This is a genomic window from Geitlerinema calcuttense NRMC-F 0142 (assembly GCF_030285425.1).
In genome coordinates this window covers 50,847-75,730 of the sequence record NZ_JASVEJ010000002.1, presented here as the reverse complement: position 1 = coordinate 75,730, position 24,884 = coordinate 50,847, and the positions used below count along the sequence as shown (strand labels likewise).

Annotated in this window: 17 protein-coding genes and 1 tRNA gene; 8 read left to right on the top strand and 10 right to left on the bottom strand. The window is 48.0% G+C overall.

The window, feature by feature from the left end; genetic code table 11:
* Window positions 1–278: 278 nt before the first annotated feature.
* The 3 genes from QQ055_RS00710 to QQ055_RS00700 all read left to right on the top strand — a co-directional run bounded on the left by QQ055_RS00710 (window position 279) and on the right by QQ055_RS00700 (window position 2,477).
* Window positions 279–1,397, top strand: coding sequence for a tocopherol cyclase family protein (locus QQ055_RS00710; RefSeq protein ID WP_284476814.1), 1,119 nt, complete (start codon window positions 279–281; stop codon window positions 1,395–1,397).
* Between the two features lie 22 nt (window positions 1,398–1,419).
* Window positions 1,420–1,493 (top strand) — tRNA-Arg (locus QQ055_RS00705).
* Between the two features lie 363 nt (window positions 1,494–1,856).
* Window positions 1,857–2,477 (top strand): YdcF family protein, encoded by a 621-nt coding sequence (locus QQ055_RS00700; protein ID WP_069968920.1) that lies wholly within the window; start codon window positions 1,857–1,859, stop codon window positions 2,475–2,477.
* Here QQ055_RS00700 and QQ055_RS00695 read toward each other — a convergent pair.
* The 5 genes from QQ055_RS00695 to QQ055_RS00675 form a co-directional block, all read right to left on the bottom strand.
* Window positions 2,474–2,965 carry a hypothetical protein gene (locus tag QQ055_RS00695; RefSeq protein ID WP_286004057.1) on the bottom strand — a complete coding sequence of 164 codons (492 nt, stop codon included), beginning with the start codon at window positions 2,963–2,965 and terminating at the stop codon, window positions 2,474–2,476. The two genes, QQ055_RS00700 and QQ055_RS00695, sit on opposite strands and share 4 nt — an antisense overlap.
* Window positions 2,966–2,971: 6 nt before the next feature.
* A complete protein-coding gene (locus tag QQ055_RS00690) occupies window positions 2,972–4,633 on the bottom strand; it encodes a dynamin family protein (RefSeq protein WP_284476816.1) in 1,662 nt (553 codons plus the stop codon).
* Window positions 4,634–4,685: 52 nt separating this feature from the next.
* Entirely contained in the window at window positions 4,686–6,764 is a 2,079-nt protein-coding gene (locus tag QQ055_RS00685) for a dynamin family protein (protein ID WP_284476817.1), read from the bottom strand.
* Window positions 6,765–6,823: 59 nt separating this feature from the next.
* Window positions 6,824–8,881 carry a dynamin family protein gene (locus QQ055_RS00680; protein ID WP_284476818.1) on the bottom strand — a complete coding sequence of 686 codons (2,058 nt, stop codon included), beginning with the start codon at window positions 8,879–8,881 and terminating at the stop codon, window positions 6,824–6,826.
* Window positions 8,882–8,981: 100 nt separating this feature from the next.
* On the bottom strand, window positions 8,982–9,305 hold the full coding sequence (locus tag QQ055_RS00675) for a hypothetical protein (protein ID WP_069968916.1): 324 nt from the start codon (window positions 9,303–9,305) through the stop codon (window positions 8,982–8,984).
* A gap of 535 nt (window positions 9,306–9,840) precedes the next feature.
* On the opposite strand from QQ055_RS00675, the gene QQ055_RS00670 reads away from it, so the two are divergent.
* Complete coding sequence (locus tag QQ055_RS00670; RefSeq protein ID WP_284476819.1) at window positions 9,841–13,950, top strand: PAS domain S-box protein; 4,110 nt, start codon at window positions 9,841–9,843, stop codon at window positions 13,948–13,950.
* On the opposite strand, the gene QQ055_RS00665 is transcribed toward QQ055_RS00670, so the two are convergent.
* Window positions 13,947–14,930: an aldo/keto reductase family protein gene (locus QQ055_RS00665; protein ID WP_286004056.1), complete on the bottom strand. Its 984-nt coding sequence runs from the start codon at window positions 14,928–14,930 to the stop codon at window positions 13,947–13,949. The genes QQ055_RS00670 and QQ055_RS00665 overlap by 4 nt on opposite strands.
* A gap of 328 nt (window positions 14,931–15,258) precedes the next feature.
* Here QQ055_RS00665 and QQ055_RS00660 point away from each other — a divergent pair, with 328 nt between their 5' ends.
* A complete protein-coding gene (locus tag QQ055_RS00660) occupies window positions 15,259–16,353 on the top strand; it encodes a glycosyltransferase (RefSeq protein ID WP_284476821.1) in 1,095 nt (364 codons plus the stop codon).
* 56 nt (window positions 16,354–16,409) lie between these two features.
* On the opposite strand, the gene QQ055_RS00655 is transcribed toward QQ055_RS00660, so the two are convergent.
* From QQ055_RS00655 to QQ055_RS00640, 4 genes are all read right to left on the bottom strand, one after another.
* A complete protein-coding gene (locus tag QQ055_RS00655) occupies window positions 16,410–17,081 on the bottom strand; it encodes an SOS response-associated peptidase (protein WP_284476822.1) in 672 nt (223 codons plus the stop codon).
* Between the two features lie 40 nt (window positions 17,082–17,121).
* On the bottom strand, window positions 17,122–19,614 hold the full coding sequence (locus QQ055_RS00650) for a DEAD/DEAH box helicase (RefSeq protein WP_284476823.1): 2,493 nt from the start codon (window positions 19,612–19,614) through the stop codon (window positions 17,122–17,124).
* Window positions 19,614–19,826, bottom strand: a complete 213-nt coding sequence (locus QQ055_RS00645) for an HNH endonuclease (RefSeq protein WP_286004055.1) — start codon at window positions 19,824–19,826, stop codon at window positions 19,614–19,616. Before QQ055_RS00645 ends, QQ055_RS00650 begins: the two co-directional genes overlap by 1 nt.
* Before the next feature lie 859 nt (window positions 19,827–20,685).
* Window positions 20,686–21,507, bottom strand: a complete 822-nt coding sequence (locus QQ055_RS00640; protein ID WP_284476824.1) for an SDR family oxidoreductase — start codon at window positions 21,505–21,507, stop codon at window positions 20,686–20,688.
* 198 nt (window positions 21,508–21,705) lie between these two features.
* Between QQ055_RS00640 and QQ055_RS00635 the strand changes: the two genes are divergently transcribed.
* From QQ055_RS00635 to QQ055_RS00625, 3 genes are all read left to right on the top strand, one after another.
* A complete protein-coding gene (locus QQ055_RS00635; RefSeq protein ID WP_284476825.1) occupies window positions 21,706–23,343 on the top strand; it encodes an ABC transporter substrate-binding protein in 1,638 nt (545 codons plus the stop codon).
* Window positions 23,344–23,638: 295 nt separating this feature from the next.
* On the top strand, window positions 23,639–24,664 hold the full coding sequence (locus QQ055_RS00630) for an ABC transporter permease (RefSeq protein WP_069968907.1): 1,026 nt from the start codon (window positions 23,639–23,641) through the stop codon (window positions 24,662–24,664).
* Window positions 24,665–24,684: 20 nt separating this feature from the next.
* Window positions 24,685–24,852, top strand: a complete 168-nt coding sequence (locus QQ055_RS00625; RefSeq protein ID WP_069968906.1) for a PCP reductase family protein — start codon at window positions 24,685–24,687, stop codon at window positions 24,850–24,852.
* Window positions 24,853–24,884: the final 32 nt, after the last annotated feature.

The window sequence follows — 24,884 nt, the reverse complement described above, 5'->3', positions numbered from 1 at the left end:
ATTAAGAAATAGTTCGTACCAATTTCACTCCTCACTGCTTAACTTAAGCGTAGCAACCCAGAATATTCTGCGAGGTTGCTCTGAAGATAGAACCCTCAGTCACTCTCTAGTCCTAAGTTCAAGCAGACCCAACTCTACCGCAAGCCATATGCGATCGCATCTAAGCCCTAAAATATTGCTGGACGGTTGCTTGCCCTCTGAGACCTACCTTTGTACCCATTCCCAAGTTTGCGAGTCTGAAGGCACAATGGAGAAGCGAACCCGAACAAAGACTGATCATGCCTGGATTTGCTAACGCTCCCCTACAAACTCCCCATAGCGGCTACCATTGGGACACAATCAGCGATCGCTTTTTTGAAGGCTGGTATTATCGCGTCACCTTACCCGATATTGGGCAAACCTTCGCCTTCATGTACTCCATTGAAGACCCCACGGGAACTCAACCCTACAACGGTGGGGCCGCGCAAATTCTAGGGCCTAACGACGAATACTTTTGTCGCACCTTTCCCGACGTTCGCACCTTTTGGGCTTGGCGACACGCCCTGGGTTTAGGTCATTGGCGACAACTTAAAGGAAAAGATTCACCCTTAACCGTACTTCCCCGCTATCTTGAACCCGCAGACTTTAACCATTCCGTCCAAGAAGGCTATCAAGCAACCGCCACCTGGCACCAAGGCGTTCTTCACGATCCCGGCACGGGTCAAAGCGCCCGCTGGCAATATACAATTAAACCCGTCTACGGTTGGGGTCCTGCCAACAGCCCTCAGCAGTCAACCGCCGGGTGGCTTTCGTTTCTCCCCATCTTTGAACCCGGTTGGCAGATTTTACAGGCCCACGGTTTAGCGACTGGGGAAATAGAGTGGCAAGGTAAATGTTACGCCTTTCAAGATGCTCCCACCTACAGCGAGAAAAATTGGGGTCGCGCCTTCCCGAAAAAGTGGTTTTGGCTCAATTGCAATAGTTTTATAGACGAACCCGACTTAGCCCTCACCGCCGGTGGTGGTAAGCGAGGCATTTTAGGGTGGATGGAGTCGGCGGCGCTGGTGGGCATTCATTACCAAGGTCAATTTTATGAGTTTGTGCCTTGGAATGCTGAAGTGTGCTGGCAGATTGAACCGTGGGGATGCTGGCAAATGCAAGCCCGCAATTCAGAATATGAGGTTGAGTTAACCGGAACGACGAATAAACCAGGGACACCCTTACGCGCCCCCACTCCGAAGGGTTTAGACTTCTGCTGTCGAGATACCATGCATGGCAAACTCACCTTGCAACTCAGAAAGCGCCAGGGCTTGCGTTCTTCTCTGATTCTAGAAGCCCAGAGTCATTTATGCGGGTTGGAAGTGGGCGGAGAACCCTGGGATAAACCTTGGCAGTCGCTGGCTCGCTACCTCGGATAGCTGTTATGATCGCTATGTAATTGGGGCTGTGGCTCAGTTGGATAGAGCGAGCGCCTCCTAAGTGCTAGGTCATGGGTTCAAGTCCCATCAGCCCCGTTCCCTCAAACCTTTCTATCCCAGGCGTTTTTAGCTCGTCCGGGGATTTTGACTAGCGGATAGAAAAAATGGACAGCGCTAGTCAACAGCAACGCTTAGGACAAGTTAAAAAGATTAACCTGGCTGATTTTTGACTCAGCACGCGGTAGCTAGAGTTGCCCAGAAGCCGATACTCAACTTGTTAGAGTGGATTTTAAGATAGCTTTGCTGATTGCAAATCCGGGAGAAAGAAAAGCTAAAGCATGAGAGAAGGCTAGCAGTTCGCTGTACACTTTTGACAACAGCACCCTATTGCAATCTCAGCCTGTAACTGGGCACAATGGATGACCTCTCGATTGGATCACTTCAATCCCTGTTTAAATCATGATGTTAAGGATCGGTCTCAGCGGACAACGTTACAAACCCACTCGGAAAAATCGCTCTAGAACTAGGGCTTTATTGTGGCGGGTTTCGTTGTTTGCCATCTTGGCAGGGACGGTTTGGTTTAGCTATAAGCAAGTCAGGACGTATGTGTCTCAGCCGCAGGCGGTACTGGTTTTGGGGGGGGCACCTGTTCGCGAGGTTTTTGCTGCTGAGTTTGCGAAAGAACATCCTAATCTGGAAATCTGGGTATCGAGTGGCAGCAACCCGGAATATTCAGAATGGGTATTTTCTGAGGCGGGAATTGCGCCCGAACGCATTCACTTAGACTATCAGGCGGTGGATACGGTGACGAATTTCACGACGCTGGTTGATGAGTTGAAGGCGCGGGATATTACTTGTATTTATTTGATTACTTCTGACGATCATATGCGCCGCGCTCAGGTGATTGGCGAGATTGTTCTGGGGAGTCGGGGGATTGCGTTTAAGCCGATTTCTGTGCCCTCTGGACGCGATACAGAACCGATTGAAAAGGCGATTCGAGATGGCGCAAGGGCGGTTTTGTGGGTGATTGCTGGGACGACGGGGGAGAATTTGATTGAAAAGCTCAAAGGTCACGATTAGCGCTCTGATGGCGATCGCCATCTCAATAAGAAGATATCTTTAACGATCTGTAAAAGCAAGACGAGATGCAGCAGGCCTGTAGATAACTGCATGACGGGATCGAGCGGACGGCCGTTAAAGATGAATAGAATACTGCTAAGAAGCAGTAGCGCCACCGGCAAGATCGCTTGGTAGAGGCGTTGAGAGGCGTTGGGAAAGCGATAGAAGTTACGCAGTCCTAGGAAAAATAGCAGGCAATAAAAGCTAAAATAAGCAATCCTTAAGGGGAAATTCAGCCGCCAGCCTTGAAAGGCAAAGATAATCCCTGAACCGATGATTAAGGGAAGGGCGATCGCAACTTGGATAATTAATAAAATAATTCCAGTTGTGCCAAAAACTTTCGGCAGTTGCAACTTGGCCAGCGACCAACGCGGCGAGAGGATGAGATAAGCGATCGCGATCGCAATATCCATTATTCCCAATAGGGAAATCAGACTAACATCAATCATTCGAGTTTATAAACGCCCGATTTTCTCTATCTCTAGAGAGAGGTTATCTATCAAACTTTGTGCTAGTTGAATTTGATAGGAATCAGGCGTTGATTCTAAAGGTTTATCTTCACTTTTATAACAGATAATTGTCTCTAATTTTTGTTGACAGTCGCGCAGGCTTGCCAGCCATTCGATATTGAGATGGGTTAAATAATCCTCTGCGGCTTCTTGATAGGCTTGTAAAATTTGACTTTCCGGGGGAGAATTTGCCGATTTTTGAGCGGGCGTGCGGCCGATCAGATAGCTGGCACCCCCGACAACCGCCGCGCCTACCGGGCCCCCCAAAATCCAACCAATTCCCGTAGATAGCGCCACTGGCATTAAGTCTGAATCACTTTTTGAGGTAGCGGTTTGAGGCGGTTTGGGTAAGGTGACTTGGGGGGGACTGGGATAGGGAAACTTGAGGGCACCTGGATGTTGCTGTTGAAAGAACTCGCAACCCTTATCTAGCCATTGATTGAGCGATTGTTCGTGAGGCGCGATCGCGCTTTGCAAGCGTTGCGTTTGCCAAGTTTCAAACTGTCCTTGACGCAGTGCCATTGCCAGTTCAGATTGATAGCGTTCTAGCAGTTTGGGGAGATACAGCCAGCTTTCTAACTCCGAAGCGCTAGCTTGGAACCCTTGGCGAATCAGCTTTTCCGCTTTTTGTTGAATGGCAATTTTCGCCTGTTGCTTCTCTTTAGCGGTGACTAATTCTGCATTAAACGCTTCGACTTTAGCCTGTAACTGCTGTTGAATTTGAGAGGCGATCGCCCGAATGCGAGGGAGACGAACCCGCAACCGTTCCTGTTGTGCTGCTGTAATGGCTTGTAAGGCTGATTCAAACGCGGCTAACCCACTCACTTGTGCCGCAGAAGTATCCCCTTTTAATCTAGCTCTCAGGGCGGGTAGAGCATCAACCCGGTAGAGGTTGCTAATGCCAGAGGGGAGATCGGCGCGAAAACTTTCTGCCACAAACCGCAAGCGGTGAAAGACCTCTTTCTGTTCGTCGGGTTCTAATAAATTGAGGAAATTCACCACAAACACGATACTTTTAATCTCGCGATCTAATAGCCAGTCGCGCAGGTGTTCGCGTTCCCCCAACGTCATCAGCTTGCGAGCATCCAAAACCTGGATAATCAGATCGCAGGTAAAAAGGCGATCGCGCACTAGCATTTCTTGCGCCTCACGATCGTTAGTTCCGGGTAAGTCCAGAAATTCTATCCCGGTTTGCAAGAAAGGATGGGGATAGGTGACATGCACCCCCGTCACATCCCCTCGCATCCGCCGCTGGTCATCTAAAATGGCGTATTGTTTGAGGATATCGGTTCCCGGTTCAACAATCTCTCGACCGTTAGAGAAGGTAATGCGGCTAGTGATTTCTGTACCGTAGCGTACTGCGATCGCTGCCCCTGTTGTGGGAATGAGATCGATCGGGAGAGTCCGACTTCCCAGTAAGGCGTTTAACAAGGTAGATTTACCATGATTAAACGGCCCAAATACGGCAATGCGGAAAACCGGATCGGCTAAATAGTCGCATAAGTTAAGGGCATCTTGGCGCAAGCTAGCGTTAGACTCAAAATCAATTAAGCCCAAAGCCGACTGAAGAGACGCAACAAGGTTAGCAAATTCCGAAGAGTGTTCCATCCTTCCTCCCCAACTCCCAATTCCCAACTCCCAACTCCCTTCTTCCCCCCGTCTAAGCATTCGCCGCCAGGAACCCTTGATACAGCGTTTCTACCTGTTCGGTTTCGGCGCTAACTTCAGCCGCAAACCGCTTAAAGCGATCGCACTCAGCAGTACGGCTGATTTCCTGGGAGTTTTTCTGCTGCATTAGGTTATCTAATTCGGCTTTGCGGGCGTTGATGTCGTCGTTGAGGCGTTCTGTGACTTCGCGTTCGTAGGTGTCGAAACATTCTGCGATCGCATCATAGATCGGTTGCCATTGTTCTTGGGCAACTTGGGGTAAATATTTTACTAATTCCTTGCGGGCGGCTTTCACCAGTTCTTTACGCGCCCCATCCGCTTGCAATAACCCGACTCCCATTCCCAAGAGGGCGAGGTATAGCGGCCCTAATACAATACCTGTAAATGAGGCGATGATGCTGCTAATTCCAAAGACGGTAATAAAGTTGAGGACAATATTTTTCCAGTCAAAACCCGCCCCCGCCATTGCGACGCCTGCAATATTACCTCTGGCTAGGGAGAATAAGCCTGCCGCCCATTTTGCCCAAGCGGGGGCGTTATCTTCGGGGGTAGTGCCTAGCAGGGGTTGAACTTTTTGCCCGGTGAGTTTCTCGGTAATCTTATCTGTCACCTTGGTATAGGATGCGCCGTATTGCAAGGCACTCTTGGAAAGTTGCGTAAAGGCGGCGTTCATTTCCTGTTCGGCCGATAGACTCCAAGCGGAGAGTTTATCGTTGATATATTGGCTAAAGGCTTCCGTTAGGGCTTTCTCGAAGGCTTCGCGCTTGCCTTTGCTGAGAAAGTCCATAAACCGCAATTCGGGTTGGTAGCGCAGGAAGTCGGTTTCAAAAGTATTGCCCAAGGCTAGCACGTAGGTTCGGAAGGAATCGGCGATCGCTTTAGCTTTGCGATCGCGCGTCGCGAGAATTTCTGCTTTAAACTGTTCGCGAATTTCGGTAAGTTTGGTAAATTCGGGTTCTACCGATTGAATTCGGGTTTTCAACTCCTCTACATCTTTTTCTAATAGCGGAATTCGCCGTTCAATCGATTCGCGAACGTGCCGTTCTGTTTGTTTTGCCAGGGTTCGGGCTTGACGGAACTCAGAAATTGCTCGTTCTTTTGTTAAAAATGCCCCTAGCGCCCCCATGAATTCGGGAAAACCCGTGCCCTCTAAAGACGCATCGGGATTTTTAATTCGCCGTCGCAATGCGTCCAAAGAAGAAAGAAGAAATACGCGTTCCTCATACAAATCGAAGCCTTCCACCTGACAATATTCGGCTAAATTAGCTTGAAAAACGCGATGTAATTTTTCCTCGGCTTCTGCTAACTCTTCTTCATCCTCTGGATCGATTAAACTTTCTCGCACCTGATCCCAAGCATTCACCAAAAAGAAGACGGATAAACCCCGCCCTTTAATGTAGTTCTCTAAATATCGGCGTTCGCCTAACGTACAAGGTTGAGTTGCCCGCAGCACAAATAAAATGGCGTGGCAATTATTCACGTAGCCCAAAGATAATTCATTTCTGGCTTCAGTATCATTCAACCCAGGACTATCAACAATTTCAATCCCTTTTTCTAATAGCGGTAAGGGATACTCTACCACGGCATAATCTACATCTGGAAACGCTAGTTTTTTCTGACGTTCTAATTCTTTGGCTTCTGAAGGATCGATGGTGTAGCGCTGCTTAAAGACTTTGAAATCTACCTCTTCGGGTGCTTTACCATCATTAAAATACACCGTAACTTTCTTTTCAGCACCGTAGCGCAATAAGGTGAGAATTGCCGTACAGGGATTGACATCGCTAGGAAGCAGTCGTTCTCCGATTAAAGCGTTGAGAAAGGTGCTTTTTCCCCGTTTCATGTCGCCTAAAACGAGAAGTCGAAACACGCCTTTTTGTAAGGTTTGGCTATACTTATCTAAGTCAGCAATTTCTCGTTCGAGTCCTAATTTTCCTGATTGACTTTGGCTATTGACTTCTGATTGTTTCAGGGTACTGACTAAATTTGCCAGATGGTGAGCAAGCTGAGAACGCACTTGGGAGACGCGTTCTAAACCACTCATAAATCGGGTTGTTTCTACTTTATAACTCATGCGTTTCTAAACAATAGACAATTGAGAGGTATTCCTTTCTTTGAAAAGAGCTAGTTTTTTCAGGCTGCTAGCAAACCTTCATAAACAGATTCCAGGCTGCGAACTTCAGCGAGGATTTGGCTATCTAACGTATTGAGACGCTGCAATTCCGCCTCGCAGTTAATTTCTTGAGTTTCTTTTTGCTGAATTAAGTTAGAAAGCTCAGATTTTCGGGATTTAATGTCATCATCAATTCGTTGAATGGCTTCTTTTTCGTAGCTATTGAAGCAGTTTTGCACGGCTTGATAAACATTTGTCTGTTGTTCTTGGGCAATTTTGGGAAGGTATTTCAGAAACTCCTTTTTTGTAGCTCGAATGAGTTCTTTTTTAGCGCTATCGGCTTGAAAAGCACCCACCCCTAATCCTAATAACAATAAACCCGCTGGGCCAGTAATTAAGCCAATGGAGAAGATACTTAAAAAGCTCCAAATGCCTAATACGGCTAATGAGTTTAACAGGATATTTCGCCAATCAAAGCCTGCCCCGGCTAGCGCCAAACCTGCAACATTTCCAATGGCTAAAGAGGCAAAACCAGCCGCCCAACTTGACCAAGACGGCGTATTTTCTTCAACGCTAACATTAACATGAATTTTCTGACCGATAAGTTTTTCGGTCATGGTTTGTGTCACCTGGGCATAGGCTTCACCATGATAGCTGGCTTTGCGTCCCAAGTCAGCAAAGGCATTGCTCAGTTCTTGTTCGGTGCTGAGTTCCCAAGCTGCGATTTTATCGTTAATATACTGTTCAAATGCGCGTTGAAAAGCGGTGTTAAATTCATCTCGCTTTCCCTGTTGTAAGAATTCTAAAAAGCCAATGTCGGGTTGATATTGGAGAAAATCGGTTTCAAAGGTGTTACCCAAATTGAGGATATAATTGTGGAAGCCTTTGGCGATCGCATCAGCTTTGCGATCGCGCAATGCAAAGATTTCTGACTGAAAGCGATCGCGAATTGCCTGGAGTTGGTTAAACTCAGGTTCAACCGCCTGAATGCGCTGTTTGAGTTCGTTGACATCGCGGTTTAACAGGGGAAGGCGGCGTTCGATGGCTTCATGTACCCGATGATAGGCTTGTCTGGCGAGGCTGCGGGCTTGACGCATTTGCGCGATCGCTCTTTCTTGGGTTAAAAAGGTATTGAGAGCATGGGTAAATTCGGGGAAGCCAGTTCCCGCTAAATTTGCATTGGGATCTTTTAGCCGTCGTCGCAATGCTTGAATGGAAGAGACTTCAAAAACGCGCTGTTCGTAGATATCTTGTCCCTCAATTTGGCAATATTCTGCTAAGTTATTGTGGAAGACTTTACGAAGTTTGGTTTGGGCATCTTGCAACTCTTCGGGATCGTCGGGATCGATTAAGGCTTCTCGAATTTCATCCCAGGCATTGACTAGGAAAAAAACGGTTAATCCCCTATCTTTAATGTAGTTATTCAAATAGCGCCGTTCTTCTAAGGTACAGGGTTGCATTGCTCGCAAGACGAAGAGAATGGCATGGCAATTGTTAATATAACTCAGGGCCAGCTCGTTGCGAGCTTCGGTATCATTCAATCCAGGACTGTCGATAATTTCAATCCCTTTTTCGAGTAAGGGTAAAGGATATTCTACCGCTGCATATTCTACTTCGGGAAATGCGAGTTTCTTTTCCTGCTCTAACTTTTTGGCTTCGTCTGGATGAATGGTATAGTGTTGCTTAAAGGTTTCAAAATCTAGACATTCGGGCGGGCGATCGCCCTTAAAGTAAACCTTAACTTGTTTGTGCAATCCATACCGTAGAATGGTTAAAACTGCCGTGCAGGGATTAACATCGCTAGGGAGTAGGTTTTCTCCGATTAAAGCGTTGAGAAAGGTACTTTTGCCGCGTTTCATATCTCCTAAAACCAGGAGACGAAAAACTCCTCTTTTTAAATTGGCACTCGCAATGTTAATATCTTCAATATCGCGTTCTAGGCTAAGTTTTCCTGACGCTTGTTCGCCCTTAACTTCAGCTTTGGCTAGCGTCTCCGCAATCTTTTCAAGATGATTAGCACTGGCATGTCTAGCTTGAGAAATACGTTCGAGATTGCCCAAAAAGTTAGGATAACTCATGCTGATTTCCTAATGAGTAAATCTTTAATTAAAAGTCCCTACAGGCTGCAATCATGAATCAAAGGCGGCTTGAAACGATTGATTCATGATTGAATTGAGTTTATTTGCGATCGCCTTCTAGGAAAAGCTTGTATCCGACAAATGCTATACTACCCACAATAATGGCTCCCGCTAGCCAACTGGCAACCTTCATACCCACAATTACTGCAACCACGAGTAGGAAAAATTTACCAATATTGGCGAGTTTTTTCCAGCGTTTTGCTGTCTTTTCAGGCGGTTGATGCTTGGTGGTGGAATAGACAGGGGTGGAAGCGGGTTGATACAGTTCTGATTCAATTTCCCGCAAGCGAATCATTTGCTCTCGCTCTTTTAATTCTCGTTCTCGGCGCTCAAACTCTTTTGCTTTATCGTCTGGAGAATTCATCCCGGTTATTCCTATGGTGACGAACAAGGCTTGCAACTAATGCGAACTGCGGACATTCATTCATACTTTAACCCTAGACTTCCAGTCCTGACTGGAATTATGAAGAAGAGTAAAGAAGCAGCGAATGACTCTGTAGATTTACTGATAGGCAGGCTATCAAATTAAACTCTATAAAAGTTGCTGAATGATTGAACGTCTTGAGGCGTTTGCGAACGGACACTCACTGCTGAAAGTCGGAGGCTGTCGTAGCGACGATCTTGATTATCAGTTAACCCGGAGAAAGGCTTCTCGCGATCGCGCTCCCTTGGGAAATGTACTCTCTATACCAGACCAAGGTATTCAAAGTTCCCTCGCAAGATAGATTATTTTCCCTATCTAAGGGTAGAAAATTAGAATTGAGATTCTGCCTGACATTCTCCTCCTATTAACAACGAGTTACAACGGTTCATAGGTTTCAATGAATGTCTACCGGAGCAGGGGAAAGCCCGATAGGAGGATATCTTTGAGCATTGGGAGAAAAGCCACTGGGAAGACTATGCTGCTTTCCTACAGCGTAGCGCTGCTCTCTACTACCCTGGCATTAGGAATTGCTCTACTATTGGGTTTTGTCATCGCTCCTATCCCCACTTCACCCTTTTTTGTCGCCGTTATGGTGAGTGCCTGGTTGGGCGGTTTAGGGCCAGGTCTATTGGCAACTGTTTTATCTACACTGGCGATTAACTACTGTTGCCTTCCGCCCCCTTACTCCCTCGCTTTTGACGATCTAAACACGCTAGTCCGTTTGGGAGCATTCATCATCGCCTCCTTCCTGATTAGCGGATTAAATCAAGCCCGTTGGAGTGCGATCCATCGAGAGAAAAGATTGCGAGCTGCAAGCGAAACGGCTCAACGCGAAACTCAAGTCGTGAAAGAACGTCTGGGCACGGTTCTTTCCAGCATTAGCGATGGATTTTACACCCTCGATCGCGATTGGTGCTATACCTACGCCAACGATCGCTACTGCCACATGGTCGAACGAGAACGGGAACAACTCCTCGGCGAGAACTTTTGGGCTTTATTTCCCTGTACCCTCGGAACTAGCCTAGAGAGCCAGTTTCAACAGGCAATGGTCGAACAAATTCCGGCTGGGTTTGAGTACCTGCATCTCCCTTGGCAGTATTGGTACGAATACCGGGTTTACCCCTCGCCCGATGGACTGACTGTTTTTATTGCAGATATCACCGAACGCAAGCAAACCGAAGCCGAACGGGAGCAACTTTTACAAACCCTCGCCGCAGAACGCGCCCAGTTTGAAGCGGTTCTCAGCCAAATGCCCGCAGGCGTGTTAATTGCCGATGCGGCTTCTGGCAATCTGATTTTATCTAACGAGCAAGCCCATCAACTGCTGAGGTATACCCAAGCGATCGACATCAAACTCGATCAATACTTACCCAATATTCCCTTACTCGCCTACCGTTTGGATGGACAACCCTATGCGGCTGACGAATACCCCTTAGCGCGATCGCTGCGAACGGGGGAAACGATCCGCCATGAAGAAATAGAAATCCGCTATCCCGATGGCAGCCGCATCGTTATTGATACCAACGCCTCAGCCGTCTTGAACGATCGTGGAGAGATTATTTCCGCCGTCGCCGTCTTTCAGGATATAACGCAGCGACAGCACACCGAAATCGCCTTGCGTCAAAGCGAAGAACGATTGCGAGTCGCCCTCAAAAATGCTCCCATCACCGTCTTTAATCAAGACCTGGATTTGCGATATACCTGGATTGAAAACCCTGCTTTTGGCGATCTAGAAGGGACCGTTTTAGGTAAAGGCGATCGCGATTTAGCCAATCCAGAAGAAGCAGCCATCCTCACCCGCATCAAACGACAAGTTTTAGAAACCGGGATCGGCACGCGAGAGGAATGCAAGCTCACCCACTTGGGACAAGCTTATTACTACGACCTGACCATTGAACCCTTAAAAGAGACGCCGGGGAACGTTATCGGCGTGACGGGTGCAGCCATTGACATTACCCCACTCAAACAAACCGAGTTAGCCCTGCGCCACAGCGAAGAACGGTTTCGCCTGCTAGCAGAACGCGTCCGGGTGATCCCTTGGGAAGTCGATCCAGCAACCGGACAATTTACCTACGTTGGGCCGCAAGTTGTGGAAATCCTGGGCTATCCCTTAGAGGATTGGTATATCCAGGACTTTTGGACAAAACAGATGTACGTTCGCGATCGCGAATGGGTGCCTCAGTTGTGTTACGAGAACTCGCTCGTTCTGGATAACTACGACTTTGAATATCGCATGGTCGCTGCCGATGGTCGAATTGTCTGGCTTTACGATGTGGTTAACGTTGTGCGCCAAGGCGATCGCCCCCAGTTGTTGCGAGGAATTATGATTGATATTACCCAACGCAAGCGGCACGAAGAAGCTCAACAATATCTTGCCCAATTTAGTAAAGCGCTGGCGAGTTCCTTAGATTACCAAACCATCCTGAACCAGCTTGCTTACCAATTGGTTCCCCATCTAGCCGACTGGTGCGTTGTCCAGGTCGTACAAGATGATGGTTCTATTGAAGCCGTCGCCACTGCTCACAGCAATCCTGAGAAAATTCAGTGGGCCGATGAAATTAGACAGCGCTATCCTATCAATCCAGACGATCCTACCGGCACGCCTCGCGTTTTGCGAACTGGGCAATCAGAATTTTACCCCCACATTACCGACGAACTGCTCGTCCAATCTGCCCGCGACGAGGAACATCTGCGGCTGCTGCGAGAGGTGGGCTTTCGTTCGGCAATGATTGTGCCAATGCCTGCGCGGGGAAAAATCTTGGGAACGCTCGTCTTCGTTGCCGCAGAGTCTGCCCGACAGTACGATCCAGAAGACTTGGCATTTGCTGAAGAATTGGGTCGCCACGCGGCTTTAGCTGTGGATAATGCTCAACTGTACCAAAAAGCGCAGCAGGCTCAACAGATTGCCGAACGCTTGGCACATCGCACGGCGATTTTGCAGCAAATTACCGCTGCTTTTTCGCAAGCGCTGACGCCAAAGCAGGTGGCTGAAGTGGTGACGCAGCGCGCGATCGCCGCAATGGAGGCCAAAGCCGGTTCCCTGGCGCTGCTAGTCGATGAAGGGAGAACGCTTCAGATTGTGCAAGCTGTGGGCTATCCCGAATCGATGTTGAATACCTGGTCTAGCTTTCCGGCGAACTCGCCAGTCCCCATTGCTGAAACTGCCCGCACCCAAAGCCCTGTATTTATCGGAAATCGCGAACGCTTTGTAGAGCGCTATCCTCATCTAGCAGAGAGCGCTACGATTACCCAACATCAAGCTTGGGCGTGCTTGCCCTTAAGCGTTGAAGATCGACTGTTGGGGGTGATTGGTCTAAGTTTTTCTCAGCCTCAAACGTTTAACTCCGAAGATCGGATCTTTATGCTGACGCTGGCTCAACAATGCGCCCAAGCGATCGCCCGCGCCGATCTCTATGAGGCCGAACAGCGGGCACGCAATGCCGCCGAAGCCGCAAACCGGGTTAAGGATGAGTTTTTGGCGGTGGTGTCCCATGAATTGCGATCGCCCCTGAATCCAATTTTGGGCTGGTCTAAATTCTTGCTCAACGGCAAGCTGGATGCAGACCGCACTCAACAAGCCTTGAGTGCTATTGAGCGCAATGCACGCTTGCAATCTGAACTGATTGAAGATTTACTCGATGTTTCTCGGATTCTGCGGGGTAAGTTAAGTCTGAATGCGAGTTCGGTGAATTTAGCTTCCACGATCCAAGCCGCCATTGAAACGGTGCGCCTCGCTGCCGAAGCTAAGTCCATTGAGATGAATGCGTTTCTCGATCCGCAGGTTGGACGGGTTTGGGGCGATGCCACCCGCTTGCAGCAAGTGGTGTGGAACTTGCTCTCTAATGCGGTGAAATTTACGCCCCCCAACGGGCAGATTGAGGTCAAGTTAGAACGCTTATCGGACACTCCCCCTCAATCTTTTGCTCAAATTGTCGTGGCGGACACGGGAAAGGGGATTGCAACGGACTTTTTGCCCCATGTCTTTGATTACTTTCGACAAGCGGATAGCACCACAACGCGCAAGTTTGGTGGCTTGGGACTGGGGTTAGCCATTGTGCGTCATTTGGTGGAACTGCATGGGGGTACGATTCAAGTAGATAGCCCTGGGGAAGGTTTGGGCGCAACTTTTACGGTTCGCCTGCCGTTGATGTCTGTTCAGGAGGATTCTCCTTTAGAAGTTGCCGGATCGCACTTCAAGCTCGATCTCAGCGGCGTTCGGGTGTTGGTGGTGGATGATGAGGCGGATACGCGCGAGTTTGTCACCTTTTTATTAGAAGAAGCAGGCGCGATCGCGACTACGGTGACTTCGGCAGAAGAGGTGCTGAGTGTGTTAGCCCAGTCTCAGCCAGATGTGCTACTTAGCGATATTGGGATGCCAGGAATTGATGGCTACATGCTGATGCAGCGGATTCGCGCCTTACCGCCAGAACGCGGCGGCCAGGTGAAGGCGATCGCGCTGACGGCCTATGCTGGAAAGTTCGATCGGCATCGGGCCTTAGCCGCAGGCTTTCAGCAGCACCTCTCGAAGCCCGTAGAACCGGAGGGGTTAATCCGCGCGATCGCTAGCTTAGTCCACTCCGCCTAAGCCCTAACGGTAGCGCGATCGCTCGCAGTCGTCTCTAAAATTTCGTTAATGCGCTGAAGCGTCGTTGCAGAAAGCTCTACACCCGATGCGCCCGCATTCTCCCGAACCTGGAGGGGTTGACTGGCTCCGATAATTGTGCTGCTCAGTTCTCGCTGGCGCAGGCACCACGCCAGGGCTAATTGACTCAAACTCAGGCCTTCTTGCTCGGCGATGGGTAATAATCGCTGTACCTTCAGCAATTGCTCTCGCTCCAAATTGCCGTTATTCAAAAACATATTTTGCTTAGGATCGCTGGCCCGCGAACCGTCTGGCAACGGTTGGCCGGGTTTATATTTGCCCGTCAGCAAGCCCTGGGCGAGGGGAGAATAATTGATAATTCCGATGCCTTCGCGCTGACACAGCGGCAAGATTTCCGGTTCGATGGCGCGATCTAACAGGTTATAGCGCGGTTGGTTAGAAGCAAGCGGAGCCAAGTTCGCTAACCGGGCAAGATCGCTAGCATGGGCAAGCTGTCCGGCACTCCATTCTGAGACCCCGTAATATAGGATTTTGCCCTGTTTGACCAGAAAGTCGAAAGCCATCAGCGTTTCAGCTAGCGGTACTGTTGGGTCATAGCGATGGGCTTGGTAGAGGTCAATATAGTCTAAGCCCAAGCGCTTCAGGCTGGCGTCGCATTGCTCTAAAATATGTTTGCGCGATAGACCGCGATCGTTGGGCCCTTTACCCATTGGAAAGTAGACTTTCGTGGCGATTACGTAGGATTCGCGCGGGTACTGCTGCAACACCTGACCCACAATTTTTTCGGCTTCTCCTGCGGCGTAGACATTCGCAGTATCAAAAAAGTTAATCCCCAGGCTGTAGGCTTGTTCAATGCAACTCCGGGCGGTGTCTGCTGCGGTTGCGCCCCCATAGGTCAACCACGATCCCAGACAAATTTCGGAAACTCGCAAGCCATGCTTCCCTAAATGCCGATATTCCATAAGCGATCGCCTCAATGCTATTTGCTCTCAAGCTTCACTTTAGGAGGTGACGATTGCCAATTTCTTCTCCATTAAGAGAGACGATTTGAACTCGCAGGTTTGTGATATTTGTTACTCTGACGCTTCAAGGTCTTGTGTTCGTCAAGCTTTTCATTTCTAGCGATTGAGCAAATTTTTAATTTGCCAGTTCGATGCTTCTCTATCTTTAGCGCGATGCTTTTCTCAAATTTTTAGGTCAATCTACCCTAAAGCATACGAATAAAGGCAAACTGCCTATTCGGGTTTCCAACAGGTTTGATATTTACTCTGAATTAATGAGAGGACTGGGATGAAGAAAGCATCTGTTTTGTACATTATCAGAGGATATCCTCAAATCTCGCAAACCTATGTCAAGACTGAACTAGAAGCGGTTTATGAGGACTATGAAGTCACGATTGTTTCTCGCAAACCCTCAGACGTTCCTTACCGAAATTATTACCCCTATCACCATTTAACGGAACCCGAAGCTGTTCGAGATTTAATCGCACAGGTTAAGCCCGATGTCATTCATACGCATTACCTCAATCAGCTAGAATTTGTAGCACCGCTAGCGACTTCTTTAGGTATTCCCTTTACGGTGCGATCGCACTCCTACGATACTCTCGCTTTGCGCCCGAAAAATTGGCGGGGTCAAATTCGACAATTGCTAGAACGGAATACGCCCCAATTTCAAAAGGTTGCTAATATTAAAAACAACCTCCACTGGGCAAACCACGATCTCTGTTTGGGCGTTCTCACGTTTCCGTTTGCCCGTCCCTATCTAGAACAGGCGGGAATTCGTTCCGATAAACTGATTGACTGCTACCCCACGATTAACTATTCCCTATTTTACGATCGCTCTCCCAACGGTCAGGCGATTATGAATACGGGTGCAGCAATTCCTAAAAAGAAGATGGAAGACTATATTGAACTGGCTTCCTGGCTGCCCGAACAGCAGTTTAACCTCTACGCCCTGGGGTATCAAGTGGATCGACTCCATGAGATTAATGCCCACAAAGGCAACCCAGTCAACATCATCTTGCCCGTAGAACCGAGCGAAATGCTGGCAGAATATAAGAAGCATCAATGGCTGGTGTATACGGCAGCGTTTGATTTAGCGACGGTGGGATGGCCAATGGCGATCGCAGAAGCCCAAGCCGCAGGCGTTGGCGTTTGTATGCCGCGCATTCGCCCGGATCTTGATGAGTATATAGGGGGCGCGGGGTATCTGTATAACAGGATTGAAGAGGTTCGCGATATTATTACTCAACCGGTTCCCGAAGAGATCCGAGAAGCCGGGTTCCGTCAGGCGAAGAAGTCTGATATTCAAGAACACAAATATTTACTCACCGATCTTTGGGATAAAGCCGTCGCTTTAAAGACAGATTTGCCCAAAACAGCCTAATTTTCAACTCAATGAGGGGTTGGAGTACAGCAACAGAAAGGAACTTTACTCCAACCTTACTCAGCACTAACCGCTAAAGCTGGGGAATCATGTTTGGGATTGTTCACCATTGTACTCGCGGGTTTGGCTTGCAAGCGATCGCGATCGCCCTCACTTAATAAAGGTAAAATATCTTGAGGCGTTGTTATCTCTGGATCGAGCCACGCCTGATAATGCTGAGAGGGCACAATAATCGGCATTCTCTCATGAATGGGACTCACAACCGCATCGGCTGCTGTGGTTAAAATCGTACAAGAAATTACCCGTTCGTCTTCCGGAGAATTCCAAGTTTCCCATAAACCAGCAAACGCAAACACATCCCCTGATTCTAATTGGAAATAATAGGGTTGTTTCTGCTTGCCTTGCTTCTGCCATTCGTAGAAACCATCGGCCAAAATTAAGCAGCGCCGTTGTTTAATGGCACTCCGAAAACTGGGTTTATCTGTCACCGTTTCTACCCTAGCATTAATTAACTTATAGCCAATTTTGATATCTTTTGCCCAAGAAGGAACCAACCCCCAACGCATCCATTGAAATTGCTTTTCCGGGATTTCTTTGGACTTCACCAAAGTTGCAATATTTTGAGAAGGCGCAATATTATAGCGCGGCTGGCTATCGGGGACTTGGGATAAGTTAAACTGTTGAGCAATGGCTTCTGGAGAAACCGTTAAACTAAATCGTCCGCACATAATTCACCTACCCTATTTTATGGAATTAAACAGCTTGTTTTTAATACTTCCGCCACTGCAATTGCTCTAGCAAGCGCATTAAATAAATTCTAGCAATTTGACAGGCTTCCTTATATTCTTCTTCGCTATGTTCGCTCCAGCTTTTGCCCGTTTTTTCCTTAATATGAGCAAATACCGCAGAATGCAAGAGTTGCTGATTATTCTTAAACTTAACTTCCTGTCCCTTCGCTCGAACGCGCTCTATTTCTTGGGACAGAAGTTTAACAGGACGTTCAATTAAAGAAGTGCCTTCAACCCCATCTGGAATATAGCGGCGTTGGCGAAACAAATCGTGAATCAGGCTTTTAACTTGGCTGCCATAACGCGCCTGTATTTCCAGTTTAGCCACGTCTGGGCGTGCCACAGTTTCCGAATGAGGTAAATCGAGATTAAGGGTTGCTAATTCCGCTTCTAACCCCTTGAGAAAGACTTCATAAACGGGGGGTGGCATCGTCTGAGTTAGGGGAACGCCATCGGCTAAGATTTCCCCTTCTGGAGATAATTCTAAGCCTTTGCTTTGTAAGAGCGATCGCTTCCGGTATTCGCTATAAGAAAAAACTTGTTCGCCAACCATCACTTGCCAATCCAAATTAACATGATCTAAAAAATGAGCATCGGGTAAAGGCTTGGGAGAACGGGAACGAGACACTTTCACACCCATTGGAATATCGAGCCAAGTGGGGGTAATTTGAATGCGACTGGTATCTAAAATAGCTTCTACCTGTACATTTAAGTTACGAAAACTGCGAAGTTGTGCCAGATGCATTTTGATAGCCTGAACTTCGGTTTCCCACGGTAAGGTAGAGGGTTGTTTTACAGGATTTTTATCGATTTCTGAGATAGGCTGAGTCAGATTTGTTTGATAAGTCTCTGCTTTCTCAGTAACCCTATTTATTCCCAATTCTTGCGCTAAGTTAAACTGAGATGAAGGCGCGGGAGTTGGGTTAACCGGAACTGTAACTTGCAGAACATCGCCCGGTTTTAAGTTAGCCGTATCGGATAAATGAATAACAGTTTCTCCGGCTTCGTATTCTGTCGTTAAAACGGGGGTGAGGTGAGGATTTTTATCCCTTTCTCGAATCGTATCGCTTTCCACCCCTCGAATAAATTGTTCAAACAGGGGACGAATTTCTAAACTTTCATGGGTGACGACAACTCCCCAGTTAGGATGGTCAAATTTTGGGAAATATCCGGGTAACTCTCCGGGAACTCGGCGAATAATTCGCCCCCATTCCTGTTCGGCGGGTGACAAGCTTTTAAGGATACCCAAACAACAGGAAACGCTGGCCCAAGCATGATCGAAACCGACACCCACCATGCCACAATGGACGAGAACCCACAATTCGCCATTATAGAATTTTTGGATAACATCGCTGGGTCTTCCTGCCAAGTCATAACTTTCAGTTTCGGAGTGGATTAAGCCAACTTTGGCTTGTAAAATAGGGAAATTCTCTTGCAGCAACTTGGCGACGCGATGAACGTGAGCAATATTTAAAGCTCGAACAATCATCGCATGAGGTTGACCTGTTTTTTGGCGCTTGGCGAGTAGGATATCTACTGCCATTTGTAGCACGGGTAAGGTAAAGCGATCGCCAAATAGGATTTGTCTGAACCAGGCGCGATCGCTCTGTGCTTTAATAAAGAATTGTTCGGGTGTATAAGTCACCTCTACCCCGTTCTCTTCAATTAAAAAAGCTGCCGATGTCGCTTCAGAAAGGGTTAGCTTTTTAATCGGCGGCGGATTGAGTTTCCAAGCCTGCTGTAAGGTAAACTCATAATCGGCAATGGGGGCATACTGAAGGGTAGGATTTCCCCATTCATCGAGTTCTACAACTTCGGTATATTCAACCTGGGGTAACGGCTGGCTATCGGAGCGAAACTTCGATCCGGTAAAGTAAGTCAGTAAGGCATCTTGGCAATAATTGACGATAGTTCGATAGCTGGCTGCTGCGGAAAAATGCGCCTCATCCACCACTAATGCGCCTATCGCCTCCGGTTCAATATCGCCACGGTTAACTAAATTTAAAACAAACTGACGATTCCCCACTAGCATATCAGCCTGTTGCAGAGCATAGGCATAACTATTAAAATTGCTGGCATCCAACTCCACAATGCGCGGTGGGGGAACGCCTGGGGGTAATACTTCTAGGGAATATAGCAACCACTGGTGGTAGCGGGGATAGCCGCGAGAGTCGGTGGGGAAGTCTCGCAGAAAGCGCGATCGCAAGGTACAGTTATCAGAAAGAAATAGCGCCTTTTCCCCCGTCATATACGGCGCAAGCACAAACGGCGTTAGCGCTTGAATTAAGGTTTTTCCAGTTCCCACCCCCGCTAAAATTAAAGCTGCTTGGCGGGGGATAGTCGTCATTTCCCCATTCGCCGCCTTATGATAGATTGCCAGTAAAGCCTCTCGCTGATGGGGATAAAGTTTCGTCACCCCACCCACCAGGCGAGATAAGACTAATTCGTGATACGCGAGGAAGTAGTTCGCCATTACTCTTCCTCAAATGCGTCAGACTTGAGTAAGTTACACTCCCTACACAACGCCTGACCGTTCCAAACCTGGGTTGCGCCACCTTTAGAATAGGGAATGCGATGATCTGCTGCAAAGTTATCGGGAGTTAGGATAACCCCGCAATGCTGACAGCGATATCCCGCCTTTCGCAACAACAGCAACCTCTGACTCGCAGTAAAGCATCTTCCCATCGGTTCGCCCCAATGATGATGTTTTTTTCAACATTCTAGCTTGTCTAAGGGCTGAGTGCCGATTTCTCTTTTGTTACTTTGGGGAAAAAGTAATGCTGATATCCAGCAGTGTCATTAAAAGTGCGATCGCATTGACTCTCTTCTATTAAGATTATTTTCTAGGTATTGACAGACATCTTGGTGTCTATAATAGCGAGCTAAAGGTAAGGCAGCATATTTAGTTCGCTGAAAACATGATGTAGAAAGATCGCAACATATTAAAGGCAGAGTAAAGGAAAAATATCCAGAAGATGCTAATCGTAACGAGATTGAAATTCCGCATCCGCTGAAACCGTTTAGAAATTGGTATCCCAACGATGTAAGTAACTAGAAAAAAAACGCATCCAACGACATAGTGAAAAAGCGTGTATAGTCCTAGTTCCCAACCCCGTGCATACTCATTTCGAGTTCCGGGAAGACCAAAAACCCAGATAACAAGGAGACCTAAAGAACAGGCTGCGGATATACAGATAAATATGAATGTTATTCTTTTAATGATAGTCCGAAGATCGAGGCGATCGCGTTTACCCATCTTTGCTACTCACTCCTGGAAAATATTCTAGATTTATGTAGCTTAAAACCCTACCACAGCATTTTGGGATTGGAGGAAACCCGCCGAGATTCCCCTAAATCATCTTTAGTAAAGGGGACTTTGAAGCAAGTGTACTGCACGGATCTAAAAAAGGCTATATACAGGTCTAATCGGGTACCGTTCCCACCGATAGAACTGAATTAGGAAAACCTGGCAGGGTTTCTATCTGCGAAAAGGTCTAAGAAAAATAGAACCCAACCGTTTCTCAACCCTTGAGCCAATTCTTTATTAAAACTGCATTTGGGGATAACGTAACCGATACCCAGCATCCTTAATTTTCTGGTTGGAGACTTTGGCGTTGTAGGGACGAGAACTTTTTTGGGACGCATCCCATTGGACGGGGGGGAGGTTATGGGTTTGGTAGACTTGCGAAAGCAGTTCAGCTTGGGGGAGATGCGCGTCATCAACTAGATTGTAGATCCCATTAAGGCGATTAGCTCTAGCGAATTCAATTGCGCCGACAATATCGTCTAGATGCACCCAGTTGGTAATATCAGAACCATCACCCGGTCTAGTCGTGCCTGCCACTCTACCCCAAATTTTAACCAGTTCTCGTCCGGGGCCATAAATTCCACCGAGTCTGAGAATACAGATATTTAAAGTATCGGTCGCAGCGTTGAGTAAAGTCTGTTCGGTTTGAACCAGTATTTCGCCATTGGAGTTGACTGGCGCAACGGGGGTGGTTTCGGTGACTTCTGCGCCTTGGCGATCGCCATAAACGGCATAACTTCCGGTATAAATAACTTGGCGGACTGTCGGCACTTGCGGCAGCACATCAGCGAGGGTTTGCGCCGTCTGCAAGTAGGTTTCAGCATAACTGTTGGCGTTTTTTGCCCCCACAGAGAGTAACACCACTTCCTGACCCTGTAAGGTCGCTTTCAACGATTCTGCATCATCACCCCGAACTAATTTTACCGTTTGAGCCATACTGGTTAGGGACTCTAACTTATCGGGGGTTGTCGTCGTTGCAGTCAGATTAAATCCTTGGGTTTGCCAGAAACGCGCCATCGCCGAACCCACGTAACCGCAACCGATAATCGCAATATTCATAAAAAGCAAAGCAAAAGCAGAACAATTTCTGATTTTCCCACTAGCCGTTATTCAATTCTCACCCTAAAATTGCAACTTGTCGGATTATCCCGCGTCAACCCCGAATAAACCCAAGGAATTCTGCTCGACTCCGTTGCTTGCACGCTAACCTTTGTACAATATCTCGGTTATTAGGCCTGATTTCTCCTCATGCAGCGAATGAACTACCCCAAGCTTCTCTCAAAACGGTGGCAACGCCTTAGCCAATTTTTCGGTTTATTTTCCCTGTGTTTCTTGCTAGTGGTTAGTTGTGCTAGCCAAACCACCACCCAAAACTCCACCTTGGGAGGTGCAAGTAACCCCCGCGTTAATATTGGCACGACCTTAAAAGTCCGCACCCTCGACCCGGCGGACTCCTACGAGATTGCTTCGGGTAACTTGCTCTATAATTTAGGCGATCGCCTTTACACCTATCGTTCGGGTACAACAGAACTTACCCCGCAACTCGCCACAGCACTCCCAACTATCAGCGACGATAAATTAACCTACACCATCCCCCTCCGCCAAGGCGTCCTCTTCCACGATGGCACCTCTTTTAACGCCGAAGCGATGGCTTTTTCCCTCAACCGCTTTATGGAAAATGAGGGGACTCCTGCCTTTTTGCTGAAAGATATTGTCGAGTCTGTCAACGCAACGGGGGAATACGAGTTAACGATTAAACTGCAACAACCCTTCGCCGCCTTTCCCGAACTTCTCACCTTTCCGGGAACTGCTGCCATTTCTCCCCAAGCTTACCAAATCGGTACCGGACAGTTTAAACCCGATACGTTTGTAGGAACTGGCCCCTATAAACTGGCACAATTTGGGACAGATGTGATTCGCCTCGATGTCTTTGAAGATTACTGGGGAGACAAGCCGAAAAACCAAGGGGTAGATATTCAACTGTTTACCTCCTCGTCTAACCTATTCAACGCCTTTCGCACTAGAGCCATCGATGTCGCCTCTGGTACGCTAGACTCCGAGCAGATTAAAAGCTTAGAAAAAGAAACCCAAAGACAAGGCTGGCAAGAAATTACCGCCGATGGGAATAGCGTCAACTACATGGTGCTGAACGTCAACTCCGAACCCCTCAACCGAGTTGAAGTGCGTCAAGCCTTAGCCGCCATTGTAGACCGCAATATCTTGAACCAACGGGTTTTACAAGATTTAGCCGAACCCCTGTATAGCCTCATTCCCGATACCTTCCCCTCTCATAAACCCGTGTTTGAACAATACGGCGACGGGAACGCCGAGAAAGCCAAGCAACTGCTGACACAAGCGGGTTTTTCTCAAGCTAACCCCGCTGTTGTAGAAATTTGGTATTCCTCCAACTCCACCAAACGCAGTTTAGTCGCCAGTACCCTGAAAGCGATCGCCGATCAAAAAATGGACGGTATCCTACAACTAGAACTCAAAAGTGTAGAATCGACCACCGCCTTCCAAAACCTCGACAAAGGTATCTACCCCACCTTTCTCCTCGACTGGTACGCCGACTACTTCGACCCCGACAACTACATCCAACCCTTCCTCGACTGTAACGAAGGTTCCGCCACCGAAGGCTGCAAAGTTGGGGCCAGCCAAAACCACGGCTCTTTCTACTACAATACCGAAGTGGTGAACCTCATTCGCCAACAACGCCAGGAAACCGACCGCGACAAACGCTACGCAATCTTAGGTCAAATTCAAGATATCCTTGCCAGAGATGTCCCCTTTATTCCCATGTGGCTAGACAGAGATTACGCCTTCGCCCAAAAAGGCATCAACGGCGTCCGTCTAGAACCCACCCAGAAGTTGCTGTTCTCTAGCATCTCTAAGTAAGAAGAGGGGAGTTGGGAATTGGGAGTTAGGGGTTGGGGAAGAAGGGAGTTGGGAGTTAGGGGTTAGGGAAGAAGAGATAGAAAAACTTGCTAACTATCAACTCAGCACTCCTTCCCCACTCAGCACACCGCTACGCGGAAGCTAACACAACAGCACACCCAAGCGAAGCACTAACTTCCCCCACCCTCTTCCCCACTCAGCACACTGCTACGCAGAAGCTAAAGCAACAGCACTTTCCACTCAGCACTCACAAACCCACTCAGCACTCAGCACTTTCCACTCAGCACTTAGAAAGATGTCTCGTTCTAAAGCCCTTCAATACTACATTCTCTCTCGGCTACTGCTAGCGCCGATTATGTTGTGGTTTATTACCACATTAGTCTTTCTATTACTGAGGGCAACTCCTGGCGACCCGGTAGACGCAATTTATGGGGCCCGCGCCTCAGCCGCCGCTAAAGAGGAGTTAAGGCGACAATTGGGGTTAGATTTGCCCCTGGGGTTGCAATATCTCAACTATATGGGAGACTTGCTGAGATTAGATTTAGGCACGTCTTTAACCAGTCGCGGACAAACGGTTTGGCAGATTATTGGGCAATATTTCCCGGCTACGGTGGAGTTAACCGTTTTTAGTATGCTGGTGGCCCTAGGAATTGGAATTACAATAGGAACCCTGGCGGCTTCGCGTCCTAATAGTCCTTTGGATGCGGGGGGGCGCTTATTTGGTATTCTGACTTATTCAATTCCGGCATTTTGGGCGGGGATGCTGATGCAGTTAGTTTTCGCAGTACAACTGGGATGGTTTCCCTTGGGGACGCGCTTTTCAATTTCTGCTATTCCTCCTAACGGACCGACGGGGTTATATATCCTTGATAGTTTGCTGAATGGGAATATCAATCAATTTCTGATTTCGCTGCATCACCTGGCGTTACCCTGTTTTACGCTAGGAATTCTCCTCAGCGGGATTTTTGAACGCATTGTGCGGGTGAACCTCAAACAAACCCTTAAAGCTGATTATGTGGAAGCGGCGAGGGCTAGGGGAATTCCCGAAAGACGGATTTTAATTGCCCATGCGTTGAAAAATGCTTTAATTCCGGTGATTACGATTTTGGGCTTAACCTTTGCGGCGTTGTTGGGTGGCGCGGTGTTAACAGAGGTGACGTTTTCTTGGCCGGGTTTGGGAAACCGCTTGTATGAAGCGATTACGCTCCGAGACTATCCCACAGTGCAGGGGGTTGTGGTATTCTTTGCGGCAATTGTGGCGATCGCCAGTATAGCAATTGATATCCTCAATGCTTATGTCGATCCGCGCATTCGCTACTAAAATTTGAGCAGAGGTATAGCATGGCTAATGTAGAGTGGACGCCTGAAGCAGAAGCAAAGTTAAAGGAAATTCCCTTTTTTGTTCGTCCCGCCGCCCGCAAGAAGATTGAAAAGTTCGCCCAGGATGAGGGAATTGCTCAAATTACGGTGGATGTTTACGAACGGGCCAAGCAACGGTTTAATCAGTAGTGGCAAGCCGTTCAGAACGCTTATTTCAAAAT